The organism is Citrobacter sp. Cs237 (assembly GCF_030332325.1).
Classification (GTDB): Bacteria; Pseudomonadota; Gammaproteobacteria; order Enterobacterales; family Enterobacteriaceae; genus Citrobacter_A; species Citrobacter_A sedlakii.
The window spans coordinates 587,458-613,440 of the sequence record NZ_JAOWIB010000106.1 but is presented as its reverse complement, the minus strand read 5'-3'; the positions used below and the strand labels follow the sequence as shown (position 1 = coordinate 613,440).

Here is a 25,983-nt window from a genome sequence, read left to right as displayed (position 1 = left end):
ACACTAGCACTACGAACATGAGTAAGTTAGGCTGTGGCGGTTTGTCACGCGCGACGCTACTGATGATGGAACAATAAAATACAACGTATGAAAAAACGTATTCCCACCCTCCTGGCCACCATGATTGCCACCGCCCTGTACAGTCAGCAGGGTCTGGCAGCCAGCCTCGCCTCACAATGTATGTTGGGCGTGCCAAGCTATGACCGTCCTCTGGTACAGGGCGAGACGAATGAACTCCCTGTCACCATTAATGCCGATCATGCGAAAGGAAATTATCCCGATGACGCGGTGTTTAGCGGCAATGTGGACATCATGCAGGGCAACAGCCGTCTGCAGGCCGATGAGGTGCAGTTGCATCAGAAAGCCGCGCCAGGCCAGCCTGAGCCAGTACGCACCGTCGATGCGCTCGGTAACGTCCATTACGACGACAACCAGGTGATCCTCAAAGGGCCGAAGGGCTGGGCAAACCTGAACACAAAAGATACCAACGTCTGGGAAGGTGATTACCAGATGGTGGGCCGTCAGGGCCGCGGTAAAGCCGACCTGATGAAACAGCGCGGGGAAAACCGCTATACCATTCTTGAGAACGGCAGCTTCACCTCCTGTCTGCCGGGTTCTGATACCTGGAGCGTGGTCGGTAGCGAAGTGATCCACGACCGTGAAGAACAGGTTGCGGAAATCTGGAACGCCCGCTTTAAAGTGGGTCCGGTTCCGATTTTTTACAGCCCGTACCTGCAATTGCCGGTGGGGGATAAGCGTCGCTCAGGTTTCCTGATCCCGAACGCGAAGTACACGTCGAAAAACTATTTCGAGTTCTATCTTCCTTATTACTGGAACATCGCGCCAAATATGGACGCGACGATCACGCCGCACTACATGCACCGTCGCGGCGGGATAATGTGGGAGAACGAATTCCGCTATCTGACGCAAGCGGGCGCAGGCCTGATGGAGTTTGACTATCTGAACTCTGACCGCGTCTATGACGATGAGCATCCCAAAGACGATAACTCGCGCCGCTGGCTGTTTTACTGGCAGCATTCCGGGGTGATGGATCAGGTGTGGCGCTTCAATGTCGACTACACCAAAGTCAGCGATCCTACCTACTTTAACGATTTCGATAACAAATACGGTTCCAGTACCGACGGTTACGCCACGCAGAAATTCAGCGTCGGTTACGCGGTGCAGAACTTTGATGCTACCGTGTCGACCAAGCAGTTCCAGGTTTTCGATACACAAAACAGCGACAGCTATTCTGCGCAACCGCAGTTAGACGTTAACTATTACCATAACGATCTGGGTCCCTTCGATACGCGTATTTATGGTCAGGCGGTGCATTTTGTGAACACCAACGACAACATGCCGGAAGCGACACGTTTGCACCTGGAGCCAACCATCAATCTGCCGCTGTCAAACAAGTGGGGAAGCCTCAACACCGAAGCGAAACTGATGGCGACGCACTACCAGCAAAAGAACCTCGAGAATTATCCGCAATATGATGATTCGGTGAACCGCGTTATGCCGCAGTTCAAGGTTGACGGCAAAATGGTATTCGAACGTGATATGAACATGCTCGCGCCGGGATACACCCAGACGCTGGAGCCGCGCGCGCAGTATCTGTACGTGCCGTATCGCGATCAGAGCAAAATTTACAACTACGACTCCTCTTTGCTGCAGTCTGACTATACCGGCCTGTTCCGCGATCGCACCTATGGCGGCCTGGACCGTATCGCCTCGGCGAACCAAGTCACGACCGGCGTCACATCCCGCGTATATGATGACGCGGCGGTTGAACGTTTTAACGTTTCTGTTGGTCAAATCTACTATTTCACCGAGTCTCGCACCGGCGATGACAACATTAAGTGGGAGAATGACGACCAAACCGGCTCTCTGGTATGGGCAGGCGACACATACTGGCGTATTTCTGAGCGCTGGGGACTGCGTGGCGGTATTCAGTACGATACCCGTCTGGACAGCGTCGCGACCAGCAGTTCCAGTATCGAATACCGTCGCGACGAAGACCGCCTGATACAGTTGAACTACCGTTACGCCAGCCCGGAATATATTCAGGCGACGTTACCGAGAGACAGTGAGGATAAGCGCTGGGAATCTGCGCAGTACAAAAACGGTATCAACCAGGTGGGCGCTGTCGCCAGTTGGCCGATCGCCGACCGCTGGTCTGTCGTTGGCGCTTACTACTACGATACCAACGTGAATAAACCTGCCGACCAGATGTTGGGTCTGCAATACAACTCCTGCTGTTACGCGATCCGCGTCGGTTACGAGCGTAAGCTGAACGGCTGGGAAAACGAAAAAGAACACGCGGTATATGACAATATTATTGGATTCAACATCGAACTTCGCGGTCTGAGCTCCAACTACGGTCTCGGCACGAAAGAGATGCTGCGCTCCAACATATTGCCGTATCAAAGCACTCTGTAATAGATTGATTTACCACGTAATCCGCAGTGCGGTTAATTGAAATGGAAAAAGTATGAAGAACTGGAAAACGCTGCTTCTCGGTATCGCCATGATCGCGAATACCAGTTTCGCTGCCCCGCAGGTGGTCGATAAAGTCGCAGCCGTTGTAAATAACGGTGTGGTGCTGGAAAGCGACGTTGATGGCTTAATGCAGTCTGTCAAACTGAACGCGAGTCAGGCCGGTCAACAGCTTCCGGACGACGCCACGCTGCGTCACCAGATCCTGGAACGTCTGATTATGGACCAGATCGTCCTGCAGATGGGTCAGAAGATGGGCGTAAAAATCTCTGATGAGCAGCTTGATCAGGCGATTGCCAATATCGCCAAACAGAACAACATGACGCTGGATCAAATGCGTAGCCGCCTGGCCTACGACGGGTTGAACTATTCGACCTACCGTAACCAGATCCGTAAAGAGATGATCATTTCTGAAGTGCGCAACAACGAAGTGCGCCGTCGTGTCACTATTCTGCCGCAGGAAGTCGAGGCGCTTGCGCAGCAGGTGGGCAACCAGAACGATGCCAACACCGAGCTGAACCTCAGCCATATCCTGATCCCGCTGCCGGAAAATCCGACCTCTGATCAGGTGAATGAAGCGGAAGCGCAGGCGCGCTCGATTGTCGATCAGGCGCGTAACGGCAATGACTTCGGCAAACTGGCGATCACCTACTCTGCTGACCAGCAGGCGCTGAAAGGCGGCCAGATGGGCTGGGGTCGTATTCAGGAACTGCCAGGCATTTTCGCTCAGGCGCTGAGCACTGCGAAGAAAGGCGACGTGGTTGGCCCGATTCGCTCCGGGGTAGGTTTCCACATCCTGAAAGTGAACGATATGCGTGGTCAGAACCAGAGCATTTCGGTGACCGAAGTTCATGCCCGTCACATTCTGCTGAAGCCGTCGCCAATCATGACCGATCAGCAGGCTCGCCAGAAACTTGAGCAGATTGCGGCAGACATTAAGAGCGGGAAAACCACCTTTGCCGCCGCAGCGAAAGAGTTCTCCCAGGATCCGGGTTCCGCCAACCAGGGCGGCGATTTGGGCTGGGCTGCGGCAGATATTTTCGATCCGGCCTTCCGCGATGCGTTAACCCGTCTGAACAAAGGCCAGATGAGCACGCCGGTACACTCTTCCTTCGGCTGGCATCTGATCGAACTGCTGGATACGCGTAACGTCGATAAAACCGACGCCGCGCAAAAAGATCGCGCTTACCGCATGCTGATGAACCGTAAGTTCTCGGAAGAAGCGGCAACCTGGATGCAGGAACAGCGCGCCAGCGCCTACGTTAAAATCCTGAGCAATTAATGACGGTTGCTCAACGCGTTGTCATTACTCCCGGCGAACCCGCCGGGATCGGCCCGGATCTGGTGGTTCAACTGGCGCAACGCGACTGGCCGGTTGAACTGGTCGTTTGCGCCGACGCCGCGATGTTAACAGACCGGGCAAACCAGCTCGGTCTACCGCTTTCCCTCCTCCCTTATTCTCCCGATACGCCAGCCAAAGCTCAGACCGCCGGTACGCTGACATTGCTGCCGGTGGCGTTGCGCGCGCCGGTCATCGCAGGACAGCTCACCGTGGAAAACGGTGAATATGTTGTGCAGACGTTGGCGCGCGCCTGTGACGGCTGCGTGGAGGGAGAATTCGCCGCGCTGATTACCGGCCCGGTGCACAAGGGCGTTATTAACGATGCGGGCATCCCGTTTACCGGGCACACCGAGTTTTTTGAAGCACGTTCGCAGACACAAAAAGTCGTGATGATGCTGGCCACTGAAGCGCTGCGCGTCGCGCTGGCAACCACGCATTTGCCGCTTCGCGACGTCGCCGATGCCATTACGCCTGCGCTGCTTCATGAAGTGATCGGCATTTTGCATCACGATTTACGCACCAAATTCGGTGTCGCCGAGCCGCGGATCCTGGTCTGTGGCCTGAATCCACATGCCGGTGAAGGCGGCCACATGGGAACCGAAGAGATCGACACGATCGTTCCGGTGCTGGATACGCTGCGCGCGCAGGGGATGAAACTGACCGGCCCGTTGCCCGCAGATACGCTGTTTCAGCCGAAATATCTGCAACATGCGGACGCGGTGCTGGCAATGTACCACGATCAGGGTCTCCCCGTGCTAAAATACCAGGGATTTGGCCGCGGGGTGAATATCACGCTGGGCCTGCCCTTTATCCGTACGTCGGTAGACCACGGCACTGCCCTTGAACTGGCGGGCCGGGGTGATGCTGACGTCGGCAGTTTTATTACGGCGCTTAATCTCGCCATCAAAATGATTGTTAATACCCAATGAATAATCGAGTCCATCAGGGCCACTTAGCCCGTAAACGCTTCGGGCAAAACTTTCTCAACGATCAGTTTGTGATCGACAGCATTGTTTCCGCCATCAACCCGCAAAAGGGTCAGGCGATGGTTGAAATCGGCCCCGGTCTGGCCGCGCTGACGGAGCCGGTTGGCGAACGTCTTGACCAACTGACGGTTATTGAACTTGACCGCGATCTGGCAGCGCGTCTGCAAACCCATCCGTTTCTGGGGCCAAAGCTGACCATTTATCAGCAGGATGCCATGACGATGAACTTCGGCGAACTGGCGGAGAAAATGGGCCAACCGCTGCGCGTGTTCGGCAACCTGCCGTATAACATCTCCACGCCGCTGATGTTCCACCTGTTTAGCTATACTGATGCCATTGCCGATATGCACTTTATGTTGCAGAAGGAAGTGGTCAATCGTCTGGTTGCAGGACCCAACAGTAAAGCGTATGGTCGATTAAGCGTCATGGCGCAGTATTACTGCAACGTGATCCCGGTGCTTGAAGTGCCGCCGTCCGCCTTCACGCCGCCGCCTAAAGTCGATTCCGCCGTGGTGCGCCTGGTGCCGCATGCGACGATGCCGTATCCGGTCAACGATATTCGCGTGTTAAGCCGCATCACCACCGAAGCGTTTAACCAGCGCCGTAAAACGATCCGCAACAGCCTCGGCAATCTGTTCAGCGTCGAGGTTCTGACGGAGCTGGGCGTCGACCCGGCGATGCGAGCGGAAAATATCTCTGTCGCGCAGTATTGCAAGATGGCGAACTATCTGGCCGAAAACGCGCCGTCGAAGGAGAGCTAAGCATGATCAATTCGCCCCGAGTGTGTGTTCAGGTACAAAGCGTCTATATTGAGGCGCAATCTTCACCTGATGATGAACGTTACGTTTTTGCCTATACCGTAACCATCCGCAATCTGGGGCGAGCGCCAGTGCAGCTATTGGGACGCTACTGGTTAATTACCAATGGTCATGGCCGTGAAACCGAAGTCCAGGGAGAAGGCGTGGTGGGCGTTCAGCCGCACATTGATCCTGGCGAAGAATACCAGTACACCAGCGGTGCGGTGATTGAAACGCCGCTGGGCACTATGCAGGGTCATTACGAGATGATTGATGAGAACGGCGTCGCCTTTACCATCGATATCCCTGTTTTCCGACTCGCCGTTCCAACACTCATTCACTAAAACAATAGCTATGGCAACATACCTTATTGGCGACGTTCACGGTTGCTACGATGAACTGATCGCATTGTTAGACCAGGTAAAATTTACCCCCGAATCCGATACCCTCTGGCTTACCGGTGATTTAGTCGCTCGCGGCCCCGGCTCGCTGGACGTGCTGCGCTATGTGAAGTCACTCGGCGACTGCGTGCGCCTGGTGCTGGGCAATCACGACCTTCATCTGTTGGCGGTGTTTGCCGGAATAAGCCGTAACAAACCCAAAGATCGGTTAGGCCCCCTGCTGGAAGCGCCCGACGCTGACGAATTGCTGAACTGGCTGCGCCGCCAGCCGCTGTTACAGATCGACGAAGAGAAAAAGCTGGTAATGGCCCATGCGGGGATTACGCCGCAGTGGGATCTGCAGACGGCGAAAGAGTGCGCGCGCGATGTCGAAGCCGTGCTATCGAGCGACTCTTATCCTTTCTTCCTTGATGCGATGTACGGCGACATGCCGAATAACTGGTCGCCAGCGCTGACAGGACTGGCGCGTCTGCGTTTTATCACTAACGCCTTTACCCGTATGCGGTATTGCTTCCCGAACGGTCAACTGGACATGTACAGCAAAGAGTCACCCGAAGACGCGCCCGCGCCGCTAAAGCCGTGGTTCGCCATTCCCGGTCCGGTAAGTGAGGAATACAGCATCGCCTTTGGGCATTGGGCCTCGCTGGAAGGCAAAGGTACGCCGGAAGGGATTTATGCGCTGGATACCGGCTGCTGCTGGGGCGGAGAGTTGACCTGTCTGCGCTGGGAAGACAAGCGTTATTTTGTCCAGCCGTCGAATCGTCAGATGGATATGGGCGAAGGCGAAGCGGTCAACGCCTGACGATGCGTGCCGGATGGCGTTGCGCTTATCCGGCCCACACGAGATTGACCTGTCGCAGACAACCCTCCGGCATAAAGCGGATTAACGACGCTCCAGGATCTCGAAGCAATAGCTGTGAGAGTTCTGTGCATCGGCATCGTGAAATTCGCTGAACACCGATTCCCAGTCGTCCGGATCGTAATCCGGGAAGTGCGTGTCCCCTTCCACCTCCGCGTCGATATGCGTCAGGTACAGCTTGTCCGCTTTCGGCAGGAACTGCTCATACACGCGTCCACCGCCAATCACCATAATCTCTGGCGCATCGCCGCAGGCAACCAGCGCTTCATCAACGGATTTTACCCACTGAACGCGGTCGTCTGTGCCCGGCTGGCTGCTGATGACTATATTTTTACGTCCCGGCAGCGGACGTCCGATGGATTCCCAGGTATGGCGTCCCATCACTACAGGCTTATTTAAGGTATTGCGTTTAAACCAGGCGAGATCGGCAGGCAGATTCCACGGCATGGCGTTTTCCATGCCAATAACGCGATCTACCGCTAACGCAGCAATCAGACTGATCATTTATTCATTCCCGGATACAAAAAAATTGTCGCCACTATACGTAAAGAGCAATCTTTCGTCGACTGACGAAAAGAGGAAGAACACGAAAATTTTCCGTTCTGCTGGCGAGTCCACGTCTTGCGGGTGGACTCGCTGCATTACAGTAATTTAAAAACAGCGACTTAGTAGTAAAGTTTGCGGTACATCACACTTTTACCCCGGTTGACGGTTTAACGTCCGGCTCATCGGCGATGTCGCCGGTGTGCTTGCCTTCCTCCGTTCCCTGCCAGCCGTGACGCTGTACCAACGACAAATGTTCACGGTCCTCGGTGATGATTTCGCTGAGCATCGCGCTGGTACGTTTATACACTGCCGCACGAGAAGTGGTATCGTTTTCGCCCTTCGCCATCTCCTCAACCATTCGGGTGTTATAGCGGCGGAACAGATCGGCGCGCTCGCGTGCCTCGTAGCGTCCCAGCCCGAGATTTTCCAGCGCCAGCCGTCCGGTTTTCAACGCACCTTCAAAGGTTTCACGCTCAGGTTGCTCCACCCCGGCCTGACGCAGACGAATGTAGTGATCGACATCACGCGCGCGGGCGATAATCTGCAAATTCGGGAAATGCGCTTTGACCATTTCCGTCAGCGCCAGGCTGGTTTGCGGATCGTCAATGGCGTTGATTAGCACTTCCGCTTTCGCCGCCCCGGCGGATTCCAGCAGATCCATTCGCGTTGCGTCGCCATAAAACACCTTCATGCCGAATTTGCGCAGCGTTTCAATATGGTCCGGGTCATGGTCGAGGACCACCATTTTTACCCCGCTGGAGAGCAGCAAACGGCCGGTAATCTGCCCGAAGCGCCCAAAGCCGGCAATAATCACCCGCGGCTGTTCCTCATCGATTTCATCCGCTTCGCGTTCTTCCCCGGCGGCATTTTTCTCCAGACGGGTAAGGATGACGAGGAAGATCGGCGTCGCGGCCATAGAGAGCGCCACCGCCAGCGTCAGCGCTTTCGCCCATTCCGGATCCAACACGCCCGCCATCTGCGCCGCGCCAAACACCACAAACGCGAACTCGCTGCCCTGTCCCAGCAGCACCGCGAACCAGCGACGCTGTTTATTCGGCACCTTCAGCGGGCGGGCAATCAGCCATAACATGCCGGTCTTAATAACCAGAAAGCCCACCAGCAGAATGATAATGCGCAAAGGATTATCAATAAGCGTGCCGAAGTCTATCGACATGCCGACGCCGATAAAGAACAGCCCAAGCAGCAGGCCTTTAAACGGTTCAATATCGCTTTCCAGAGCGTGACGATACTCCGAGCTTGCCAGCAGTACACCTGCCAGAAACGCGCCCATCGCCATTGACAGCCCCACTTCTTCCAGCAACAGACCGAAGCCGAACACCAGAAACAACGCCACGGCGCTGAACACTTCACGCAAACCAGAACGCGCGACAAAGCGCAGCGCCGGACGCGTGACATAGCGCCCGAGCAAAATCACCAGCGCCAGCGCGCCGACCACCTTCAGCGCTGACAGCGCAAACGCGCCCAGCGTTGTTGACGCGCCGCTGGCTGCCAGCAGGGGGATCATCGCCACCAGCGGAATAGCCGCAATATCCTGAAACAGCAGCACCGCAAAGGCGCTGCGCCCCATCTGCGAGACGGTAAGATTTCGCTCATTCATTGCCTGCATCGCTATCGCCGTGGAGGAGAGCGCCAGGGTCAGGCCGATCAGCTCCGCCACCTGCCAACGCAGGCCGAGGAACATACAGAACAGGCCGATCAGCCCGCCGCACACGACCATCTGTAGCGCGCCGCCGCCAAACACCGAGGCCCGGAGCTTCCAGAGACGCTGGGGATCCAGCTCAAGGCCAATGACAAACAGCATCAGCACCACGCCGATTTCCGCAAAGTGCAGTATCGACTCTGCGTCAGTGACCAACCGAAGCCCCCAGGGACCAATGATGCACCCGGCAATCAGATAGCCGAGCACCGACCCCAGACCGAGCCGCACCGCAATCGGGACAATCAGTGCCGCGGAACCGAGATAAATCAGCGCCTGTATCAGCGTATGGCTATCCATTGTGCGCCTCCTGCCACTCCAGCAAACGTTGTTTGTAACGCCGCGCCTGCGCTTGCAGGGTTTCATCATCGCAGATAAACGTGCAGTGCATCGCAAACGGCGGGAGCCAGTTGAGACCACAATAAAGCGCCGTCGCCTGGAGAGGTTGTGAAAGCACCGCAAATCCCGGATGCGAGCCGATCTCGAAATGATTCTCGCCCCCGCCGGTCGTAACCGCCCATATCAACTGTTTCCCCTGCAACGCCGTGCCGCCGTGACCGTAGGCCCAGCCGTGAGAGAGCACCTTATCCATCCACAGTTTGAGCAAAGGCGGCACGCTGTACCACTGCATCGGATGCTGCCAGATAATCAGATCGGCACGGGAAAGCGCCTCCTGTTCAGCGGCGATGTCGATATTGAAGTCGGGATAAAGTTGATACAGCGAACGTACTTCAACCCCTTCCAGGGTCCTTGCCTGTTCAAGCATCCGTCTATTCGCATGCGAATGCTGCGGATAAGGATGCGCGTAAATAATGAGGATCATGTTTAGCCTGTTTTTTTAGTGCTCTGTTTTGTAACAGAGTGTAGTCACTAATCGAACAGGCTAATAGTGAATATAATTGAGCAGCCTAATGGATAAAACTGAATTAGTTATCCAGCTCGCTCATGTTTTTCACCTGGTCACGGTTAATTTGTTCCGTCTGACCGGTTTCGGCGTTTTTGTAAGATACCAGCCCGGTGTCGTCATCCACCTGTGGTTTGCCGTCGGTGACAATGGTTCTGCCGTCGGTGGTGCGTACCGCCTGGTTTGAGGAACAGCCCACGACGGTGAAGACGGTTGCTGCGGCCAAAATAGACGCGATCAGTCGATGCTTTTGCATGGTGTTCTCCCTGCTTTTCAGTCATTTTCTGTTACTTACCCGTTAACTGTAGCCTAAGGGGTTGACGCTGAACGCAAATGCAGAACACTCTGAATGGCGTCGTTAGCGCAGCGGTGACCTGCGGAGGGTCATAGTGCTGGTTTCAGCCAACGTCAGGCCACGGGTTTCAGGGGCGAAGGCAATGGAGATTAACAGCCCAACCAGCGAAATTCCGGCGCCCATCAACATGACGTGACTGATGCCGTATTTTGTAATGAAGATCGGCAGCGCCCAGGTCGAAAGGATAGTGCCAATACGGCTCAACGACATGATGACGCCGACCGCCGAGGCGCGAATATCGGTAGGAAACAGCTCATTCGGATATAACCACTGAAGGTTTCCCGGCCCGCCGGAAAAAAAGGCGTAAACCGCAAACGCCGTGACCACCAGCCCAATCCCCATTTCCGGTATCAGCCCCAACACCGCTAACGCCAGCGTCATCATTACAAAACTGCCGATCAGCAGGGGTCGTCGACCCGCGCTGTTGAGCCAGAACATGGGAGGAATGCAGCCCAGCATAAAGAACAGACTGATGACCACGTTGCCCAGCGCGGCGCTTTTCCCGGCCCCCAGTCCCAACAACCCCACAATCTGCGGACCAAAGGTGTAAATGGCAAACATCGGGATCACCTGACAGGTCCAGATAGCCGCGACAAACAGCACAAACGGGAAGTGACGACGATTAAAAAGCTGTAAAAAGCGCGTTTCCTGCGGCGGTTCTTCTTCAAACGCTACCGGCTCGCCAAACAGCTTAATCATCATCGCTTCACACTCTTTCACCCGCCCCTTGCGCAGTAACCAGCGCGGCGACTCAGGCAGATCGAAGCGTCCGACCAGGATCAAAATACAGGGTATGGCCGCGCTACCCAGCATCCAGCGCCAGCCGCCCTCCACGTCATACAGCCAGTAACCAACCAGATCGGCACAGGTCGCGCCGACATACCACATGGCGGCAATAAAACTGATGGAGAACGCCCGCTGACGAGTGTTAGAAAACTCGGTAATCATGGAGGTGGCAATCGGATAATCCGCGCCGATCACCACACCGATCAACACCCGCATCACCAGCAGTTCCGCTGGGGTGGAAACAAACATGGTCGCCAGCGATATCACCCCAATCGCGATGATATCGATAAGAAACATTTTTCGGCGCCCGACCTTGTCAGAGATATAGCCAAACAGCGAGGTTCCGACGAACAGCCCGGCCAGGGTGCCAGCGCCGAGCAGCCCCAGCCACCCGGCGTCGAGTTTGAGCGCTGGCGTAAGTTGCTCAAGCGCAACGCCAATTATCACCAGCACATACCCGTCGAGGAAGGGACCTCCGCTTCCCCACAGCATGATCCTGCGGTGAATGGATGAAAATTTTATGTCCTCAAAATTCCGTGGCTGTTGCATGAGCATATCCTGTGTAAACATCCTGCCTGATGACCCTTCGCATCGCCATCCGGCGCCCGGTTTAGCCGTAGCGAAATTCCACACCAAAGGTGCCGCGCGGGTATTCCCATTTCTCCAGCGCCGTCCCCAGCCCGAGGATGCGGCAGGTACCGCATTCCAGGCATCCCGCATAGTCAAAACGCACGCTGCCGTCATCCTGTTTTTTGTACAGCCCGGCAGGGCACGCCTTGACCAGTACATCCAGCACCTGCTGATTCGCATCGCTTTTCACGATGATGTGCGGATGCTCCTCATCGACATTGAATTTATTGACGCCCAGTTTGACGTCCACATTGACGGGAGAAGTCATAATGCGGTCACTCCTTTCAGACCATCTTTCATCAGATTGATGAAGCCTACGTTTTTCGCGTGACGCAGGATTTTCTTACGCAGCGGCACCGGCGCGCTGCCGTCGACGGTGAACAGGTCGCGGGCGATCCCCACCGCCATTTCCGGGTAGCGGGTAAACATCCGGGGATTATCCAGCAGCGCGGGCAAACGCTGATACATCCGCATATCCCGTAGCGGGCCGTCTTCCAGGTACTGGCGATACGTTGCCAGCCCCTGACGGCTAAAATCATTGCGCAGCCTCGCCGAGAGCACCGCTTTTGCCGCCGCTTCGCCAGCGGCAACGGCTAAATCCATACCGCGAATGGTGAATCCCAGGTTCAGGCACATTCCTGCGGCATCGCCGGCAATCAGCACACCGTCGCCTACCAGTTCAGGCTGCATGTTCATCCCGGCTTCCGGTACGACATGCGCCGCATATTCAACCAGCTTGCCGCCAGCTATCAGCGGCGCGACGGCCGGATGCTGTTTAAAATCTTCCAGCATTTGCGGAACCGATTTTTTCGCCTCCTGTAAATGATGAAGGCCACATACCAGCCCCAGCGAAAGCGTACTTTCATTGGTATAGAGGAAGCCCCCGCCCATCAGGCCATCGGTAGGCGAACCGGCGAACAGGCAGGCCGCGCCTTCGTTGCCCTGGAGCTGAAAACGATCCTCAATAACCGCTTTCGGCAGTTCGATCAGCTCTTTCACCCCCACCGCGACGTGCGCAGCGTCGACCCGTTTCGCCATCCCCAGCTTTTCCGCGAGCAGGGAGTTCACCCCGTCGGCGAGGATCACCACATTTCCTTCAATGATCTCGCCGTCGGCTTCAACGCCCACCACTTTGCCATCGCGCTGTACCACGTTATCCACGCGGATCCCGGCAATCAGCTGTGCGCCCGCCGCTTCGGCCTGATCCATCAGCCAGCCGTCAAACCGGCTGCGCAGCACCGAATAAGAAACCTCTGCTGGCGAAGCGCTTTCCGCGTTGAGATAGTCCACCGTCATCGCACCGCGATCGGTCATAAAGGACAGTTTTTCATGAGTGATGACGCGCTCAACGGGAGCCTGCTGCGCAAACCCCGGGATAATGCGCTCGAGACTGTGCGCGTAAATGCGCCCGCCGGTGACATTCTTCGCGCCCGCCGAATTCCCACGTTCGATAACCAGCACTTGCGCCCCTTCCCGGGCAAGCACCAATGCCGCAACGGACCCGGCGAGCCCTGCCCCTACGATAATGGCGTCAAAGATATCTTCAGACATACATCCTCCCTGCTGGTGTGGATTAGCGCGCCAGAGCGGCGGTCAGCGCAGGAAGGATCTTCAGCGCATCGCCGACAATGCCGTAGTCCGCGTACTGAAAGATCGGCGCATTTTTGTCTTTGTTAATGGCAAAGATGGTCTGCGCGCCGTTCGCTCCAACCATGTGCTGGATCTGCCCGGAGATCCCCACCGCCAGATACAGCTCGGGTTTCAGCATCAGATTAGAGATCCCGACATAGCGCTCATGCGCCATCCACTTCTCGTTTTCCGCAACCGGACGAGAGCAGGCCAGTTCGGCGCCGATGGCCTGACATAGCGCTTGTGCCAACGCGATATTCTCCTGGCTGCCGATGCCGCGCCCCACGCTGACCACCAGCCGCGCTTTGTCGAGGTCGACGCGCTGGCTCTGACGCGCCTCGGTGGCGGTACGGGTTACGCTTGTCTCCGGCGCCTGCCATGCCACAACATGCGTCTCGCCGCTGCGTGACGCGTCCGGCTGCGGCGCGTCAAACGTCCCGCTATTGAGCGTGATCACCGCGAAAGGCGATGTCACGGTCTCGTTCCCTATCGCCAGGCCGCCATACACCATATGTTTGACCTGTGCATGACCGTCCTGGCAGAGTACGTCGCTGGCGTCGTTTGAGACCGCCGCGGCGAGACGATGGCCCAGCTTAGCCGCCAGTAGCTTGCCGCGACGGGTATTGGGCAGCAAAACCAGTCCGGCGTCGCCCTGCTGACGGATGGTCTGCGCAATGACGTCCGCATAATCCTCCACCATGCGGTCGTCCGGTTTCCCCTGCAACAGCCACACGCGCTCCGCACCGCACTGCAACGCCGTTGTCTCCTCGTCGGCGTGCTGCACAAACGCATTCACTTGTTCACCTAAAATCCGCGCGCCGCCGATCAGTTCCGGCAGGCGTGAAGTCATATCGCTGAAAACCCAGACGCTGGAAAACTTGCTCATAACATCCCCTTTTAATTAATCATCTTGCGCAAACTGTCGGCAAATGCGGCGATCTGCTCTTCACCATCGCCTTCAATCACTTTGCGCAGGCGTTCTCGTTGCTTCGGCGCGGCTACTGTTTGTGAGGAACGCGCTTCCCCTGCGTTAAATCCAATATCCGCCGCAGACCAGACCTGAACCGGTTTTTTCGCCGCGCCCAGAATGGCCTTCATAGACGGGATTTGCGGAGAGTTAATGTCAGTGGATACCGCCACCACGGCAGGAAGCGGGATGCAGAGGGTTTCGATTTCGTCTTCCAGCTCACGCTCAACGGTCAGCGTGCTGTCGCTCAGCGAGAGGATCTTGCTGACGCCGTTAACCGCCGGAATGTTGAGGATTTCGCCGACCAACAGACCAACCTGCTGCGCGTACAGATCGGACGATCCGTCGCCGCAAATCAGCAGATCGAACCCCCGCTTTTGCGCTGCGGCCGCCAGAGCGCTGGCCGTCTGTTGCGGGAGCGCCTGTTCAAACGGGTCGTCAATGACCACTACCAGCTCATCCGGACCGCGCGACAGCACGTCTTTGCGTCCCTTCGCATTGGTTAGCGCTTTACCGCCCACGCTCAGGGCGATAACCTGCGCGTCGCTGACCTGCTGTTTAAGCTGGCAGGCGGCTTCAATCGCATTCAAATCGTACTGGCTGATTTTGCTTTCGGCTTTGCTGATATCCAGGGAACCGTCAGCATTATTAATCGAAATATCCTGTTCATCAGGTACGCTTTTATAGCAAGTCAATATCTTCATTGCATCTCCAGAAGTCATGAATATCGGCGGTGTTAATTACAGATAGCACGCACGTTAATTCCGAAATAAAACCATAATCACCATTATTGAAAATGTCACACACTGATGATTTCAACTTTCAATATTGTTAACCGCTTCACCAATATTGAACACAAGCGAATACAACAGCTAATTTTCAATATTGTTTTACGGATCACCAATATTGAACGCCGACGGGTATAAAAAGCGCCAAACACACCATTAACTTATTGATTAAAAATAAAAATATCAATATCAACACCCCAGGGCAGCCCGTCTGAAAAGTGTGATGAGGGTAACAGAACACAGCCACGCGAATACCCATTATGAGTTATTCGCTCACGCGCCCCGAGGTTAAATGACCATCAACAACTATGTAATAAAAATAGAACAATTGGGAACGAATAATACATTCATTTTTAAACTGGAATTAGCGCATGAAAAATGAAAAGAGAAAGTCCGGCATTGAGCCAAAGGTTTTCTTTCCACCATTAATCATTGTCGGAATACTTTGCTGGCTAACGGTTCGCGATTTAGACGCAGCGAATATTGTTATTAATGCCGTCTTCAGTTATGTCACCAATATCTGGGGATGGGCCTTCGAATGGTATATGGTCGTCATGCTTATCGGCTGGTTCTGGCTGGTATTTGGCCCCTACGCCAAAAAGAAACTTGGCGATGAGAAACCGGAGTTCAGCACTGCCAGCTGGATCTTTATGATGTTCGCCTCCTGTACCTCTGCCGCTGTGCTGTTCTGGGGCTCGATTGAGATTTACTACTATATCTCGACCCCGCCGTTTGGCTTTGCCGCTCACTCAACCAGCGCGAAAGAACTGGGCCTCGCATACAGCCTGTTCCACTGGGGACCGCTGCCGTGGGCGACCTACAGTTTCCTTTCTGTCGCCTTCGCCTACTTCTTTTTTGTCCGCAAAATGGACGTGATCCGTCCCAGCTCCACGCTGGCGCCGCTGGTGGGGGAAAAACATGCCAAAGGGCTGCTCGGCACCATCATTGATAACTTCTATCTCGTCGCGCTGATTTTCGCGATGGGCACCAGCCTGGGCCTTGCGACGCCGCTGGTCACGGAATGTATGCAATACCTGTTCGGGATCCCGCATACCCTGGAGCTGGACGCCATTATTATCACCTGCTGGATCATCCTCAACGCGATTTGCGTGGCCTGCGGCCTGCAAAAAGGGGTGCGTATCGCCAGCGACGTGCGCAGCTATCTGAGCTTCCTGATGCTCGGCTGGGTGTTTATCGTCAGCGGCGCCAGCTTCATCATGAACTACTTCACCGATTCGGTGGGCACGCTGCTGATGTATCTGCCGCGTATGTTGTTCTATACCGATCCTATCGCCAAAGGTGGCTTCCCTCAGGGCTGGACCGTTTTTTACTGGGCGTGGTGGGTGATTTACGCCATTCAGATGAGCATCTTCCTGGCGCGCATTTCCCGTGGACGCACCGTGCGCGAACTGTGTTTTGGGATGGTGTTAGGGCTGACCGCCTCCACCTGGATCCTGTGGACCGTGCTGGGCAGCAACACCCTGTTATTGATGGATAAAAACATCATCAACATTCCGCAGTTGATAGAGCAACACGGCGTGGCGCGCGCCATTATCGAAACCTGGGCCGCGCTGCCGTTCAGTACCGCCACCATGTGGGGGTTCTTCATCCTCTGCTTTATTGCCACCGTAACGCTGATTAACGCCTGTTCGTATACCCTGGCGATGTCGACCTGTCGCGAAGTGCGCGACGGCGACGAGCCGCCGCTGCTGGTGCGGATCGGCTGGTCGGTGCTGGTGGGCGTCATCGGTATTGTGTTGCTGGCGCTTGGCGGCCTGAAGCCGATTCAAACCGCCATCATTGCCGGCGGCTGCCCGCTGTTCTTCGTCAACATTATGGTGACCCTCTCCTTTATTAAAGACGCCAAAGCGCACTGGAAAGACAACTCAATTACCCCTAACAGATCAAGAGGTTGAAAGATGGATTTTAACTTGAATGACGAGCAGGAACTGTTTGTCGCCGGTATTCGCGAACTGATGGCCAGTGAGAACTGGGAAGCCTATTTTGCCGAGTGCGACCGTGACAGCGTGTATCCGGAGCGCTTTGTTAAAGCGCTGGCGGAGATGGGTATCGACAGCCTGTTGATCCCGGAAGAACATGGCGGGCTGGAAGCGGGGTTCGTCACCGTTGCCGCTGTCTGGATGGAGCTGGGACGTCTCGGCGCGCCTACCTATGTGCTGTACCAGTTGCCGGGCGGTTTTAACACTTTCCTGCGCGAAGGCACGCAGGAGCAGATCGATAAGATCATGGCCTTCCGGGGGACAGGCAAACAGATGTGGAACTCGGCAATCACCGAACCGGGAGCGGGATCGGATGTGGGCAGCCTCAAAACCACCTATACCCGTAAAAATGGTAAGGTTTATCTCAACGGCAGTAAGTGTTTTATCACCAGCAGCGCCTACACGCCCTATATCGTGGTGATGGCCCGGGACGCCGCGTCGCCTGACAAACCCGTTTATACCGAATGGTTTGTCGATATGACGAAACCCGGCATCCAGGTGAATAAACTCGATAAGCTCGGCCTGCGGATGGACAGTTGCTGCGAAATTAACTTCGATGACGTCGAACTGGATGAAAAAGACAGGTTCGGGCGGGAAGGCAACGGTTTTAACCGCGTGAAAGAAGAGTTCGATCATGAACGGTTCCTGGTGGCGCTCACCAACTACGGTACGGCGATGTGCGCCTTTGAAGATGCAGCGCGCTACGCTAACCAGCGCGTACAGTTTGGCGAAACCATCGGTCGCTTCCAGCTGATTCAGGAAAAATTTGCTCATATGGCCATCAAGCTCAATTCGATGAAAAACATGCTGCTGGAAGCCGCGTGGAAGGCTGATAACGGCACGATTACTTCGGGAGATGCGGCGATGTGCAAATACTTCTGCGCCAACGCGGCGTTCGAGGTGGTGGACAGCGCAATGCAGGTACTGGGCGGCGTTGGAATTGCCGGTAATCATCGTATTAGCCGCTTCTGGCGGGATCTGCGCGTGGACCGCGTTTCCGGTGGGTCTGACGAAATGCAGATCCTGACCCTCGGTCGCGCGGTACTGAAGCAATACCGTTAATCATTATCGGGTGTTTTTCCTGGCCGGATAAGGCGTTCACGCTGTTATCCGGCCTACGGGACATCTACAACTGCCAGGAGCATAGGTATGAATCGTCTCCCCATGCCCACCTTTGGCCCGCTTGCCGGGCTGCGGGTGGTTTTTTCCGGCATCGAAATCGCCGGACCGTTCGCCGGACAATTGTTTGCTGAATGGGGCGCGGAGGTTATCTGGATTGAAAACGTGGCCTGGGCCGATACCATTCGCGTCCAGCCTCACTATCCGCAGCTTTCGCGCCGTAATCTCCACGCGCTGTCGCTGAATATTTTCAAAGATGAGGGGCGGGAAGCGTTTCTCAAATTAATGGAAACCACCGATATCTTTATTGAAGCCAGCAAAGGCCCGGCATTTGCCCGCCGCGGTATTACCGATGACGTCCTGTGGCGGCATAACCCGAAGCTGGTTATCGCCCATTTATCCGGCTTTGGTCAGTACGGCAGCGAAGAGTACACCCACCTGCCAGCCTACAACACCATTGCCCAGGCGTTCAGCGGCTACCTGATCCAGAACGGCGACGTCGACCAGCCGATGCCCGCCTTCCCGTACACCGCCGACTATTTCTCCGGCATGACCGCCACCACCGCGGCGCTGGCGGCGTTGCATAAAGCGCGTGAAACCGGCAAAGGCGAAAGTATTGATGTCGCAATGTACGAAGTCATGCTGCGTATGGGTCAATATTTCATGATGGATTATTTCAACGGCGGCGAGATATGCCCGCGCATGACCAAAGGTAAAGATCCCTACTACGCTGGCTGCGGACTGTATAAGTGCGCCGACGGCTACATCGTGATGGAGCTGGTCGGTATTACGCAAATCGCCGAATGCTTTAAGGATATTGGTCTGGCGCACATTCTGGGCACACCGGAGGTTCCGGAAGGCACACAGTTGATTCACCGGATCGAATGCCCTTACGGACCGCTGGTAGAGGAAAAACTCGATGCCTGGCTGGCGACACGCACCCTCGCCGAGGCTCAGGCACGCTTCGCCGAGCTGAATATCGCCTGCGCCAAAGTGCTGACAATTCCGGAACTGGAAGGTAACCCGCAGTACATTGCCCGGGAATCCATTACCCAATGGCAAACGCTGGATGGCCGCAGTTGCAAAGGGCCAAACGTGATGCCGAAATTCAAAAATAACCCTGGAAAAATCTGGCGCGGCATGCCGTCACACGGCATGGATACCGCCGCCATTCTGCATAACATCGGCTACAGCGACGCTGAAATTCAGTCACTGGTCAGTAAAGGTCTGGCCAAAGTAGAGGATTAACCCGAACGCGCTAACCGGCATTTCCGGTTAGCGCCTGAATAAATGGACAGAGGTGCTATGGATATCGTTGGCGGACAACACTTACGCCAGATGTGGGACGATTTGGCCGAACGGCATGGCAGTAAAACGGCGCTGATTTGTGAATCCAGCGACGGGGAGATACGACAGTACAGCTACGCGTCGCTCAATGAGGAGATCAATCGCACAGCGAATCTGTTCCACGCCTCAGGCATTCGCAAAGGGGATAAGGTTGCCCTGCATCTGGATAACTGCCCGGAATTTATCTTTTGCTGGTTTGGGCTGGCAAAAATCGGCGCTATCATGGTGCCGATCAACGCCCGCCTGCTGCGTGACGAAAGCGCGTGGATCCTGCAAAACAGCCAGGCCAGGCAGATCGTCACCAGCCCCGCGTTTTTGCCGATGTACCGCGAGATCCAGCGTGAAGGCGAAACGCAGTTAACCCTTATCTGGGTGGTTGGCGAAAACGTCGGGACCGAACCCGGCGTGAGTCACTTTTCACTGCAAAAAGATCGCCAGCCGGGCGCCTTGCAGGAAACGGTACCGCTGTCTACCGACGACACCGCAGAGATCTTATTTACCTCCGGCACCACGTCACGACCAAAGGGGGTGGTGATCACCCATTACAACCTGCGCTTTGCCGGATACTACTCCTCCTGGCAGTGCGCCCTGCGTGAAGACGATATTTACCTGACGGTGATGCCTGCGTTTCATATCGACTGTCAATGCACCGCCGCCATGGCAGCATTCTCGGCAGGCGCGACGTTTGTGCTGATTGAAAAATACAGCGTCCGCGCCTTCTGGCAGCAGATCCGAAAATACCGCGCGACCGTCACAGAATGCATCCCAATGATGATCCGCACGCTCATGGCGCAACCCGTCACACCGCAGGACAACCAACATTGTCTGCGGGAAGTCATGTTCTACCTTAACCTTTCGGAACAGGAGAAAGACGCCTTTGTCACCCGTTTCGGCGTGCGCCTGCTGACCTCCTATGGCATGACGGAAACCATCGTCGGCATCATTGGCGACCGCCCCGGCGATAAGCGACGCTGGCCGTCGATAGGCCGTCCGGGATTTTGCTACGAAGCGGAAATTCGCGACGAGCAGAACCGTGCGCTGCCCGCTGGCGAGATTGGCGAAATCTGCATCAAGGGGGTGCCGGGCAAAACACTCTTTAAAGCCTATTACGCCAGGCCCGACGCCACGGCGAAAGCGTTCGACTCCACCGGCTGGTTACACACCGGCGATTCCGGATATCGCGACGAAGACGGCTTTTTCTATTTTGTCGACCGGCGCTGCAACATGATTAAACGCGGCGGTGAAAACGTCTCCTGCGTTGAGCTGGAAAATATCATTTCCGCACATCCTAAAATTCAGGACATCGTGGTGATTGGTATTCAGGATGCGATTCGCGACGAAGCCATTAAAGCCTTCGTCGTACTTAATGAAGGCGAAACGCTGACGGAAGAAGAATTCTTCCATTTCTGCGAACAAAATATGGCGAAATTCAAAGTGCCCTCTTTTATGGAAATAAGAACTGACCTGCCCCGTAACTGTTCAGGAAAAATAATCAAAAAGAATCTGAAATAACCCTGCTGGCGGGAAATGCCCGCCAGTTACTTTATTTTCTGGAGATGAACCATGAGTGAATCTTTACGTTTGACCCGTAACGGACCTGTTCTGGAAATCATTCTGGATCGACCTAAAGCCAATGCGATCGATGCCAAAACCAGCTTTCAGATGGGGGAGGCTTTTCTGCAATTTCGTGACGATCCCGAACTGCGCGTCGCGATCGTCACCGGCGCGGGGGAGAAATTCTTTTCCGCAGGCTGGGACTTAAAAGCCGCCGCAGAAGGTGAAGCGCCGGACGCCGACTTTGGCCCCGGCGGTTTTGCCGGACTAACGGAATGCTTTGATCTCGATAAACCGGTGATTGCCGCCGTGAACGGCTATGCCTTTGGCGGCGGTTTCGAACTGGCGCTGGCGGCGGATTTTATCGTCTGCGCCGAAAACGCCAGCTTTGCGCTGCCGGAAGCGAAACTGGGCATTGTGCCAGACAGCGGCGGCGTGTTGCGTCTGCCAAAACGGTTACCCCCGGCCATCGTGAATGAAATGGTAATGACCGGCAGACGAATGGATGCCGCGGAAGCGCTGCGCTGGGGGATCGTCAACCGCGTGGTCAGCCAGCAGGAATTGATGGACAGCGCGCGCGAACTGGCGCAAGAACTGGTCAACAGCGCGCCGCTGGCCATTGCCGCGCTGAAGGAGATCTCTCGTACCACCAGTGAAATGCCGGTCGAGGAAGGGTATCGTTTTATCCGCAGCGGCGTGCTGAAGCACTATCCGTCGGTCCTGCATTCAGAGGATGCCCTTGAAGGGCCGCAGGCATTTGCGGAAAAACGCGCCCCGGTATGGAAAGGCCGTTAACGCCTGATGGCACAGCATTTATCCGGCCTGTGATGTTCGCCATCCCCAGGCCGGATACGTCGTTTATACCGCCATTCGATACGGCGGCTCTCCGCCTTACCGCCGCAAACTCTTTGACAGCATCATCTGCCATTTCTGCTCACGGTTCAGTTCTGACGGTGGAACCGCCGGGATACGGGGCGCTCTGCTGGCCACCTTTTCCTGCGCGCGCTGTCCCAAACGCGCGTAAAGCTGCGGCGCGATATGGGTTACCCGCACCAGACGCTGGCACTGACAGCCCCGTCCTTCCAGTTGGTTAGGGATGGTCTTAGTCTCACAATGAATTTCCCCCACTTCCGCGAGAATATAAGAGACGGTATTAATTGCTTTGCAGTGATCCATATTAAACTGCTTTGCAATCTCTTTTGCGCTGACCCAACGCTTTTCCGCCATGACCCAGTCGGCAATCATCAAATAAAGTGGTTTTTCAACATACTCTTCACACATAAGCACACCATTTCACAAATTAAAAATCGTGTTGTGTCCTGTCCATCATATTCCCGACAAGACCCTATTAAAATTGTGGATATAAGGGATAGTATGCAACTTGCCGGGTCATGAGTGTGATCCAAATCTTGCTTGTTACATTCACATTTCTGCTATTGCAGTATATTTCGTCAGGAAACGACTGATTGCATAAAAAAACGGCTCCGTTTCCGGAACCGTTTTTAAGACCGTGGAACATCAGGGTCGGTTATTTTTTAATTTGCGCGTGCATTTCCTGTACGGAGATCACTTTCTCCGTGGCGTCAGCATTAAGCGCCATCGCGGTGGCGAAACCGCCGTTCAGGGTGGTGTCGTAATGCACCTTGTACTGCAACGCGCTGCGGCGAATGACGCGGGAATCTTCAATCGCGCGACGCCCGGCGGTGGTGTTAATGATGTAGGTGTACTCGCCATTCTTGATACGGTCCTGAATGTGAGGACGGCCTTCATGCACTTTGTTTACCAGACGCGGGTTAATACCGGCTTCACCCAGTACGATCGCCGTACCGTGAGTCGCATCCAGCTCAAAGCCCTGCTTCAGCAGCTTCGCGGCAAGGTCTACCACGCGTTCTTTATCGCCTTCGCGAACGGAGAGCAGCGCACGGCCTTGTTTTTTCATCGTGGAGTTACTGCCCAACTGCGCCTTGGCGAACGCTTCCGCAAAGGTGCGCCCCACCCCCATCACTTCTCCGGTAGAGCGCATTTCCGGCCCTAACAGCGGGTCAACGCCAGGGAATTTGTTGAACGGCAGCACCACCTCTTTCACCGAGTAGTAAGGCGGAATAATCTCTTCTGTCACCCCCTGCTCGGCCAGCGATTTGCCCACCATTACGCGCGCCGCCACTTTCGCCAGCGGTACGCCGGTGGCTTTGGAGACGAACGGTACGGTACGCGCGGCACGCGGGTTCACTTCAATCAGGTAGACTTCGTTGTCCTTGACCGCAAACTGGACGTTCATCAGACCGCGAACCTGCAACTCGAAGGCCAGCTTCTGCACCTGCTGGCGCATCACGTCCTGTATTTCCTGGCTCAGGGTGTAGGCTGGCAGCGAACAGGCGGAATCGCCGGAGTGAACGCCTGCCTGCTCGATGTGCTCCATGATGCCGCCAATCAGCACCCTTTCACCATCGCAAATCGCATCCACATCCACTTCAACCGCATCGTCGAGGAAGCGGTCAAGCAGCACCGGCGCGTCGTTGGAGACGCTGACCGCGGTCTGGAAGTAACGACGCAGATCCGCTTCGTCATAGACGATTTCCATCGCCCGTCCGCCAAGCACGTAAGAAGGACGCACCACCAGCGGATAGCCGATCTCTTTCGCTTTTTCTACCGCTTGTTCAATGGCGGTGACAGTCGCGTTCGCCGGCTGTTTCAGCTTCAGACGGTCAACCGCATGCTGGAAGCGTTCACGGTCTTCCGCCCGGTCAATGGCGTCCGGGCTGGTGCCGATAACCGGTACGCCCGCGGCTTCCAGCGCGCGCGCCAGCTTCAGCGGAGTCTGGCCGCCGTACTGGACGATAACCCCTTTCGGTTTTTCGATACGCACAATTTCCAGCACGTCTTCCAGGGTAACCGGCTCAAAGTACAGGCGGTCGGAGGTGTCGTAGTCGGTGGAGACCGTTTCCGGGTTACAGTTGACCATGATGGTCTCGTAACCGTCTTCGCGCAGCGCCAGCGAGGCGTGTACGCAGCAGTAGTCGAACTCAATGCCCTGGCCGATACGGTTTGGACCGCCGCCCAGCACCATAATCTTGTCGCGGTCGACGGACGGGTTCGCTTCACATTCGTCTTCATAGGTGGAGTACATGTAGGCGGTGTCGGTGGCGAATTCCGCCGCGCAGGTATCCACGCGCTTGTAGACCGGGTGCAGGTCGTACTGGTCGCGCAGCTTGCGGATTTCCGCTTCGCGTACGCCCGCCAGTTTCGCCAGACGCGCATCAGCGAAGCCTTTGCGCTTAAGCTGGCGCAGGAAGTCGGCGGTCAGGCCATTGATGCCCAGCTCCGCGACTTTTTCTTCCAGACGGACCAGCTCTTCAATTTGCACCAGGAACCAGCGGTCGATGTTGGTCAGGTTGAAGACGCCGTCTACGGAAAGTCCCGCACGGAACGCGTCAGCGATATACCAGATACGATCCGCGCCAGCGTCTTTCAGCTCGCGGCGAATTTTGGTCAGCGCTTCCGGATCGTCGAGACTGACTTTCGGGTCGAAGCCGGTCGCGCCCACTTCCAGCCCGCGCAGCGCTTTCTGCATCGATTCCTGCTGGGTGCGGCCAATCGCCATCACTTCGCCCACCGACTTCATCTGGGTGGTCAGGCGGTCATTGCTGCCAGCAAATTTTTCAAAGTTAAAGCGTGGGATTTTAGTCACCACGTAGTCGATAGACGGCTCGAACGAGGCCGGGGTACGCCCACCGGTGATGTCGTTCATCAGTTCGTCAAGGGTGTAGCCCACCGCCAGTTTCGCCGCCACTTTCGCAATCGGGAAGCCGGTGGCTTTAGAGGCCAGCGCCGACGAACGTGACACGCGCGGGTTCATCTCAATGACAATCAGGCGACCATTCTTCGGGTTCACCGCAAACTGAACGTTAGAACCGCCGGTTTCAACGCCGATTTCACGCAGCACAGCCATCGAGGCGTTACGCATGATTTGGTATTCTTTGTCGGTCAGCGTCTGGGCAGGCGCAACGGTGATCGAGTCGCCGGTGTGGATGCCCATCGCGTCGAAGTTTTCGATGGAGCAGACGATGATGCAGTTGTCGTTTTTATCACGCACCACCTCCATCTCATACTCTTTCCAGCCGATCAGCGATTCATCAATCAGCAGCTCGTTGGTAGGGGAAAGATCCAGACCGCGCGTACAGATTTCTTCAAACTCTTCGCGGTTGTAGGCGATACCGCCGCCGGTGCCGCCCATCGTAAAGGACGGACGGATGATGCACGGATAACCGACGTCGGCGGCCACCGCCAGCGCTTCTTCCATGTTATGGGCGATACCGGAACGCGCGGTGTCGAGACCGATTTTTTTCATCGCGATGTCGAAACGGCGACGGTCTTCGGCTTTATCGATCGCGTCGGCGGTTGCGCCAATCATGGTCACGCCGAACTCTTCCAGCACGCCCTGACGCTCCAGCTCCAGCGCGCAGTTCAGCGCCGTCTGGCCGCCCATCGTCGGCAGCACCGCGTCCGGACGCTCTTTTTCGATGATTTTACGCACGACTTCCCAGTGAATCGGCTCGATGTAGGTCGCATCGGCCATTTCCGGGTCGGTCATGATGGTCGCCGGGTTAGAGTTGACCAGGATAACGCGGTAACCCTCTTCACGCAGGGCTTTACACGCCTGCGCGCCGGAGTAGTCAAACTCGCACGCCTGACCGATAACAATCGGACCCGCGCCCAGAATCAGGATACTTTTTATGTCTGTACGTTTTGGCATGGCTCTC

22 protein-coding genes are annotated in these 25,983 nt (G+C 55.8%); 11 read left to right on the top strand and 11 right to left on the bottom strand.

Features of this window, described 5'->3' with window-relative positions; all coding sequences use genetic code 11:
• Nucleotides 1–87: 87 nt before the first annotated feature.
• The 6 genes from lptD to apaH are packed head-to-tail and all read left to right on the top strand — an operon-like array spanning nt 88 to nt 6,824.
• Nucleotides 88–2,439, top strand: coding sequence for an LPS assembly protein LptD (gene lptD, locus OGY07_RS16315; RefSeq protein ID WP_286601716.1), 2,352 nt, complete (start codon nt 88–90; stop codon nt 2,437–2,439).
• 52 nt (nt 2,440–2,491) lie between these two features.
• Entirely contained in the window at nt 2,492–3,778 is a 1,287-nt protein-coding gene (gene surA / locus OGY07_RS16310; RefSeq protein ID WP_042290135.1) for a peptidylprolyl isomerase SurA, read from the top strand.
• Nucleotides 3,778–4,767: a 4-hydroxythreonine-4-phosphate dehydrogenase PdxA gene (gene pdxA, locus OGY07_RS16305; protein WP_286601712.1), complete on the top strand. Its 990-nt coding sequence runs from the start codon at nt 3,778–3,780 to the stop codon at nt 4,765–4,767. Before surA ends, pdxA begins: the two co-directional genes overlap by 1 nt.
• Nucleotides 4,764–5,585, top strand: coding sequence for a 16S rRNA (adenine(1518)-N(6)/adenine(1519)-N(6))-dimethyltransferase RsmA (rsmA, locus tag OGY07_RS16300; RefSeq protein WP_042290139.1), 822 nt, complete (start codon nt 4,764–4,766; stop codon nt 5,583–5,585). Before pdxA ends, rsmA begins: the two co-directional genes overlap by 4 nt.
• Before the next feature lie 2 nt (nt 5,586–5,587).
• Complete coding sequence (apaG, locus tag OGY07_RS16295; protein WP_042290141.1) at nt 5,588–5,965, top strand: Co2+/Mg2+ efflux facilitator ApaG/CorD; 378 nt, start codon at nt 5,588–5,590, stop codon at nt 5,963–5,965.
• A 10-nt stretch (nt 5,966–5,975) separates the two neighbouring features.
• On the top strand, nt 5,976–6,824 hold the full coding sequence (gene apaH, locus OGY07_RS16290) for a bis(5'-nucleosyl)-tetraphosphatase (symmetrical) ApaH (protein ID WP_042290143.1): 849 nt from the start codon (nt 5,976–5,978) through the stop codon (nt 6,822–6,824).
• Nucleotides 6,825–6,905: 81 nt separating this feature from the next.
• On the opposite strand, the gene folA is transcribed toward apaH, so the two are convergent.
• The 9 genes from folA to OGY07_RS16245 all read right to left on the bottom strand — a co-directional run bounded on the left by folA (nt 6,906) and on the right by OGY07_RS16245 (nt 15,119).
• A complete protein-coding gene (folA, locus tag OGY07_RS16285; protein ID WP_042290144.1) occupies nt 6,906–7,385 on the bottom strand; it encodes a type 3 dihydrofolate reductase in 480 nt (159 codons plus the stop codon).
• A 184-nt stretch (nt 7,386–7,569) separates the two neighbouring features.
• On the bottom strand, nt 7,570–9,444 hold the full coding sequence (kefC, locus tag OGY07_RS16280) for a glutathione-regulated potassium-efflux system protein KefC (RefSeq protein WP_286601708.1): 1,875 nt from the start codon (nt 9,442–9,444) through the stop codon (nt 7,570–7,572).
• A complete protein-coding gene (kefF, locus tag OGY07_RS16275) occupies nt 9,437–9,967 on the bottom strand; it encodes a glutathione-regulated potassium-efflux system oxidoreductase KefF (protein ID WP_286601706.1) in 531 nt (176 codons plus the stop codon). The genes kefC and kefF overlap by 8 nt, the downstream gene beginning before the upstream one ends.
• Nucleotides 9,968–10,070: 103 nt before the next feature.
• Entirely contained in the window at nt 10,071–10,304 is a 234-nt protein-coding gene (locus tag OGY07_RS16270) for a YgdI/YgdR family lipoprotein (RefSeq protein ID WP_042290152.1), read from the bottom strand.
• A 102-nt stretch (nt 10,305–10,406) separates the two neighbouring features.
• The gene (locus tag OGY07_RS16265; RefSeq protein WP_181821996.1) at nt 10,407–11,738 is read right to left on the bottom strand and encodes an MFS transporter; all 1,332 of its coding nucleotides are present in this window, start codon (nt 11,736–11,738) and stop codon (nt 10,407–10,409) included.
• A gap of 61 nt (nt 11,739–11,799) precedes the next feature.
• Nucleotides 11,800–12,087: a ferredoxin-like protein FixX gene (gene fixX, locus OGY07_RS16260; protein ID WP_042290155.1), complete on the bottom strand. Its 288-nt coding sequence runs from the start codon at nt 12,085–12,087 to the stop codon at nt 11,800–11,802.
• Nucleotides 12,084–13,370: an FAD-dependent oxidoreductase FixC gene (gene fixC / locus OGY07_RS16255; protein ID WP_181821997.1), complete on the bottom strand. Its 1,287-nt coding sequence runs from the start codon at nt 13,368–13,370 to the stop codon at nt 12,084–12,086. The genes fixX and fixC overlap by 4 nt, the downstream gene beginning before the upstream one ends.
• A 22-nt stretch (nt 13,371–13,392) precedes the next feature.
• On the bottom strand, nt 13,393–14,334 hold the full coding sequence (locus OGY07_RS16250; RefSeq protein WP_286601700.1) for an electron transfer flavoprotein subunit alpha/FixB family protein: 942 nt from the start codon (nt 14,332–14,334) through the stop codon (nt 13,393–13,395).
• A gap of 11 nt (nt 14,335–14,345) precedes the next feature.
• A complete protein-coding gene (locus OGY07_RS16245) occupies nt 14,346–15,119 on the bottom strand; it encodes an electron transfer flavoprotein FixA (protein WP_060570754.1) in 774 nt (257 codons plus the stop codon).
• Between the two features lie 455 nt (nt 15,120–15,574).
• Here OGY07_RS16245 and caiT point away from each other — a divergent pair, with 455 nt between their 5' ends.
• The 5 genes from caiT to caiD all read left to right on the top strand — a co-directional run bounded on the left by caiT (nt 15,575) and on the right by caiD (nt 22,018).
• Nucleotides 15,575–17,119 carry an L-carnitine/gamma-butyrobetaine antiporter gene (caiT, locus tag OGY07_RS16240; RefSeq protein ID WP_042290166.1) on the top strand — a complete coding sequence of 515 codons (1,545 nt, stop codon included), beginning with the start codon at nt 15,575–15,577 and terminating at the stop codon, nt 17,117–17,119.
• A gap of 3 nt (nt 17,120–17,122) precedes the next feature.
• Nucleotides 17,123–18,265 carry a crotonobetainyl-CoA dehydrogenase gene (caiA, locus tag OGY07_RS16235; protein WP_042290168.1) on the top strand — a complete coding sequence of 381 codons (1,143 nt, stop codon included), beginning with the start codon at nt 17,123–17,125 and terminating at the stop codon, nt 18,263–18,265.
• An 87-nt stretch (nt 18,266–18,352) separates the two neighbouring features.
• Nucleotides 18,353–19,570 (top strand): L-carnitine CoA-transferase, encoded by a 1,218-nt coding sequence (gene caiB / locus OGY07_RS16230; protein ID WP_042290171.1) that lies wholly within the window; start codon nt 18,353–18,355, stop codon nt 19,568–19,570.
• 57 nt (nt 19,571–19,627) lie between these two features.
• Nucleotides 19,628–21,181, top strand: a complete 1,554-nt coding sequence (gene caiC, locus OGY07_RS16225) for a crotonobetaine/carnitine-CoA ligase (RefSeq protein WP_042290173.1) — start codon at nt 19,628–19,630, stop codon at nt 21,179–21,181.
• A 51-nt stretch (nt 21,182–21,232) separates the two neighbouring features.
• Nucleotides 21,233–22,018 carry a crotonobetainyl-CoA hydratase gene (gene caiD / locus OGY07_RS16220; protein ID WP_042290176.1) on the top strand — a complete coding sequence of 262 codons (786 nt, stop codon included), beginning with the start codon at nt 21,233–21,235 and terminating at the stop codon, nt 22,016–22,018.
• A gap of 96 nt (nt 22,019–22,114) precedes the next feature.
• On the opposite strand, the gene caiF is transcribed toward caiD, so the two are convergent.
• The gene (gene caiF, locus OGY07_RS16215) at nt 22,115–22,504 is read right to left on the bottom strand and encodes a carnitine metabolism transcriptional regulator CaiF (RefSeq protein WP_042290179.1); all 390 of its coding nucleotides are present in this window, start codon (nt 22,502–22,504) and stop codon (nt 22,115–22,117) included.
• A gap of 247 nt (nt 22,505–22,751) precedes the next feature.
• On the bottom strand, nt 22,752–25,976 hold the full coding sequence (gene carB / locus OGY07_RS16210) for a carbamoyl-phosphate synthase large subunit (RefSeq protein WP_042290184.1): 3,225 nt from the start codon (nt 25,974–25,976) through the stop codon (nt 22,752–22,754).
• Nucleotides 25,977–25,983 lie beyond the last annotated feature (7 nt).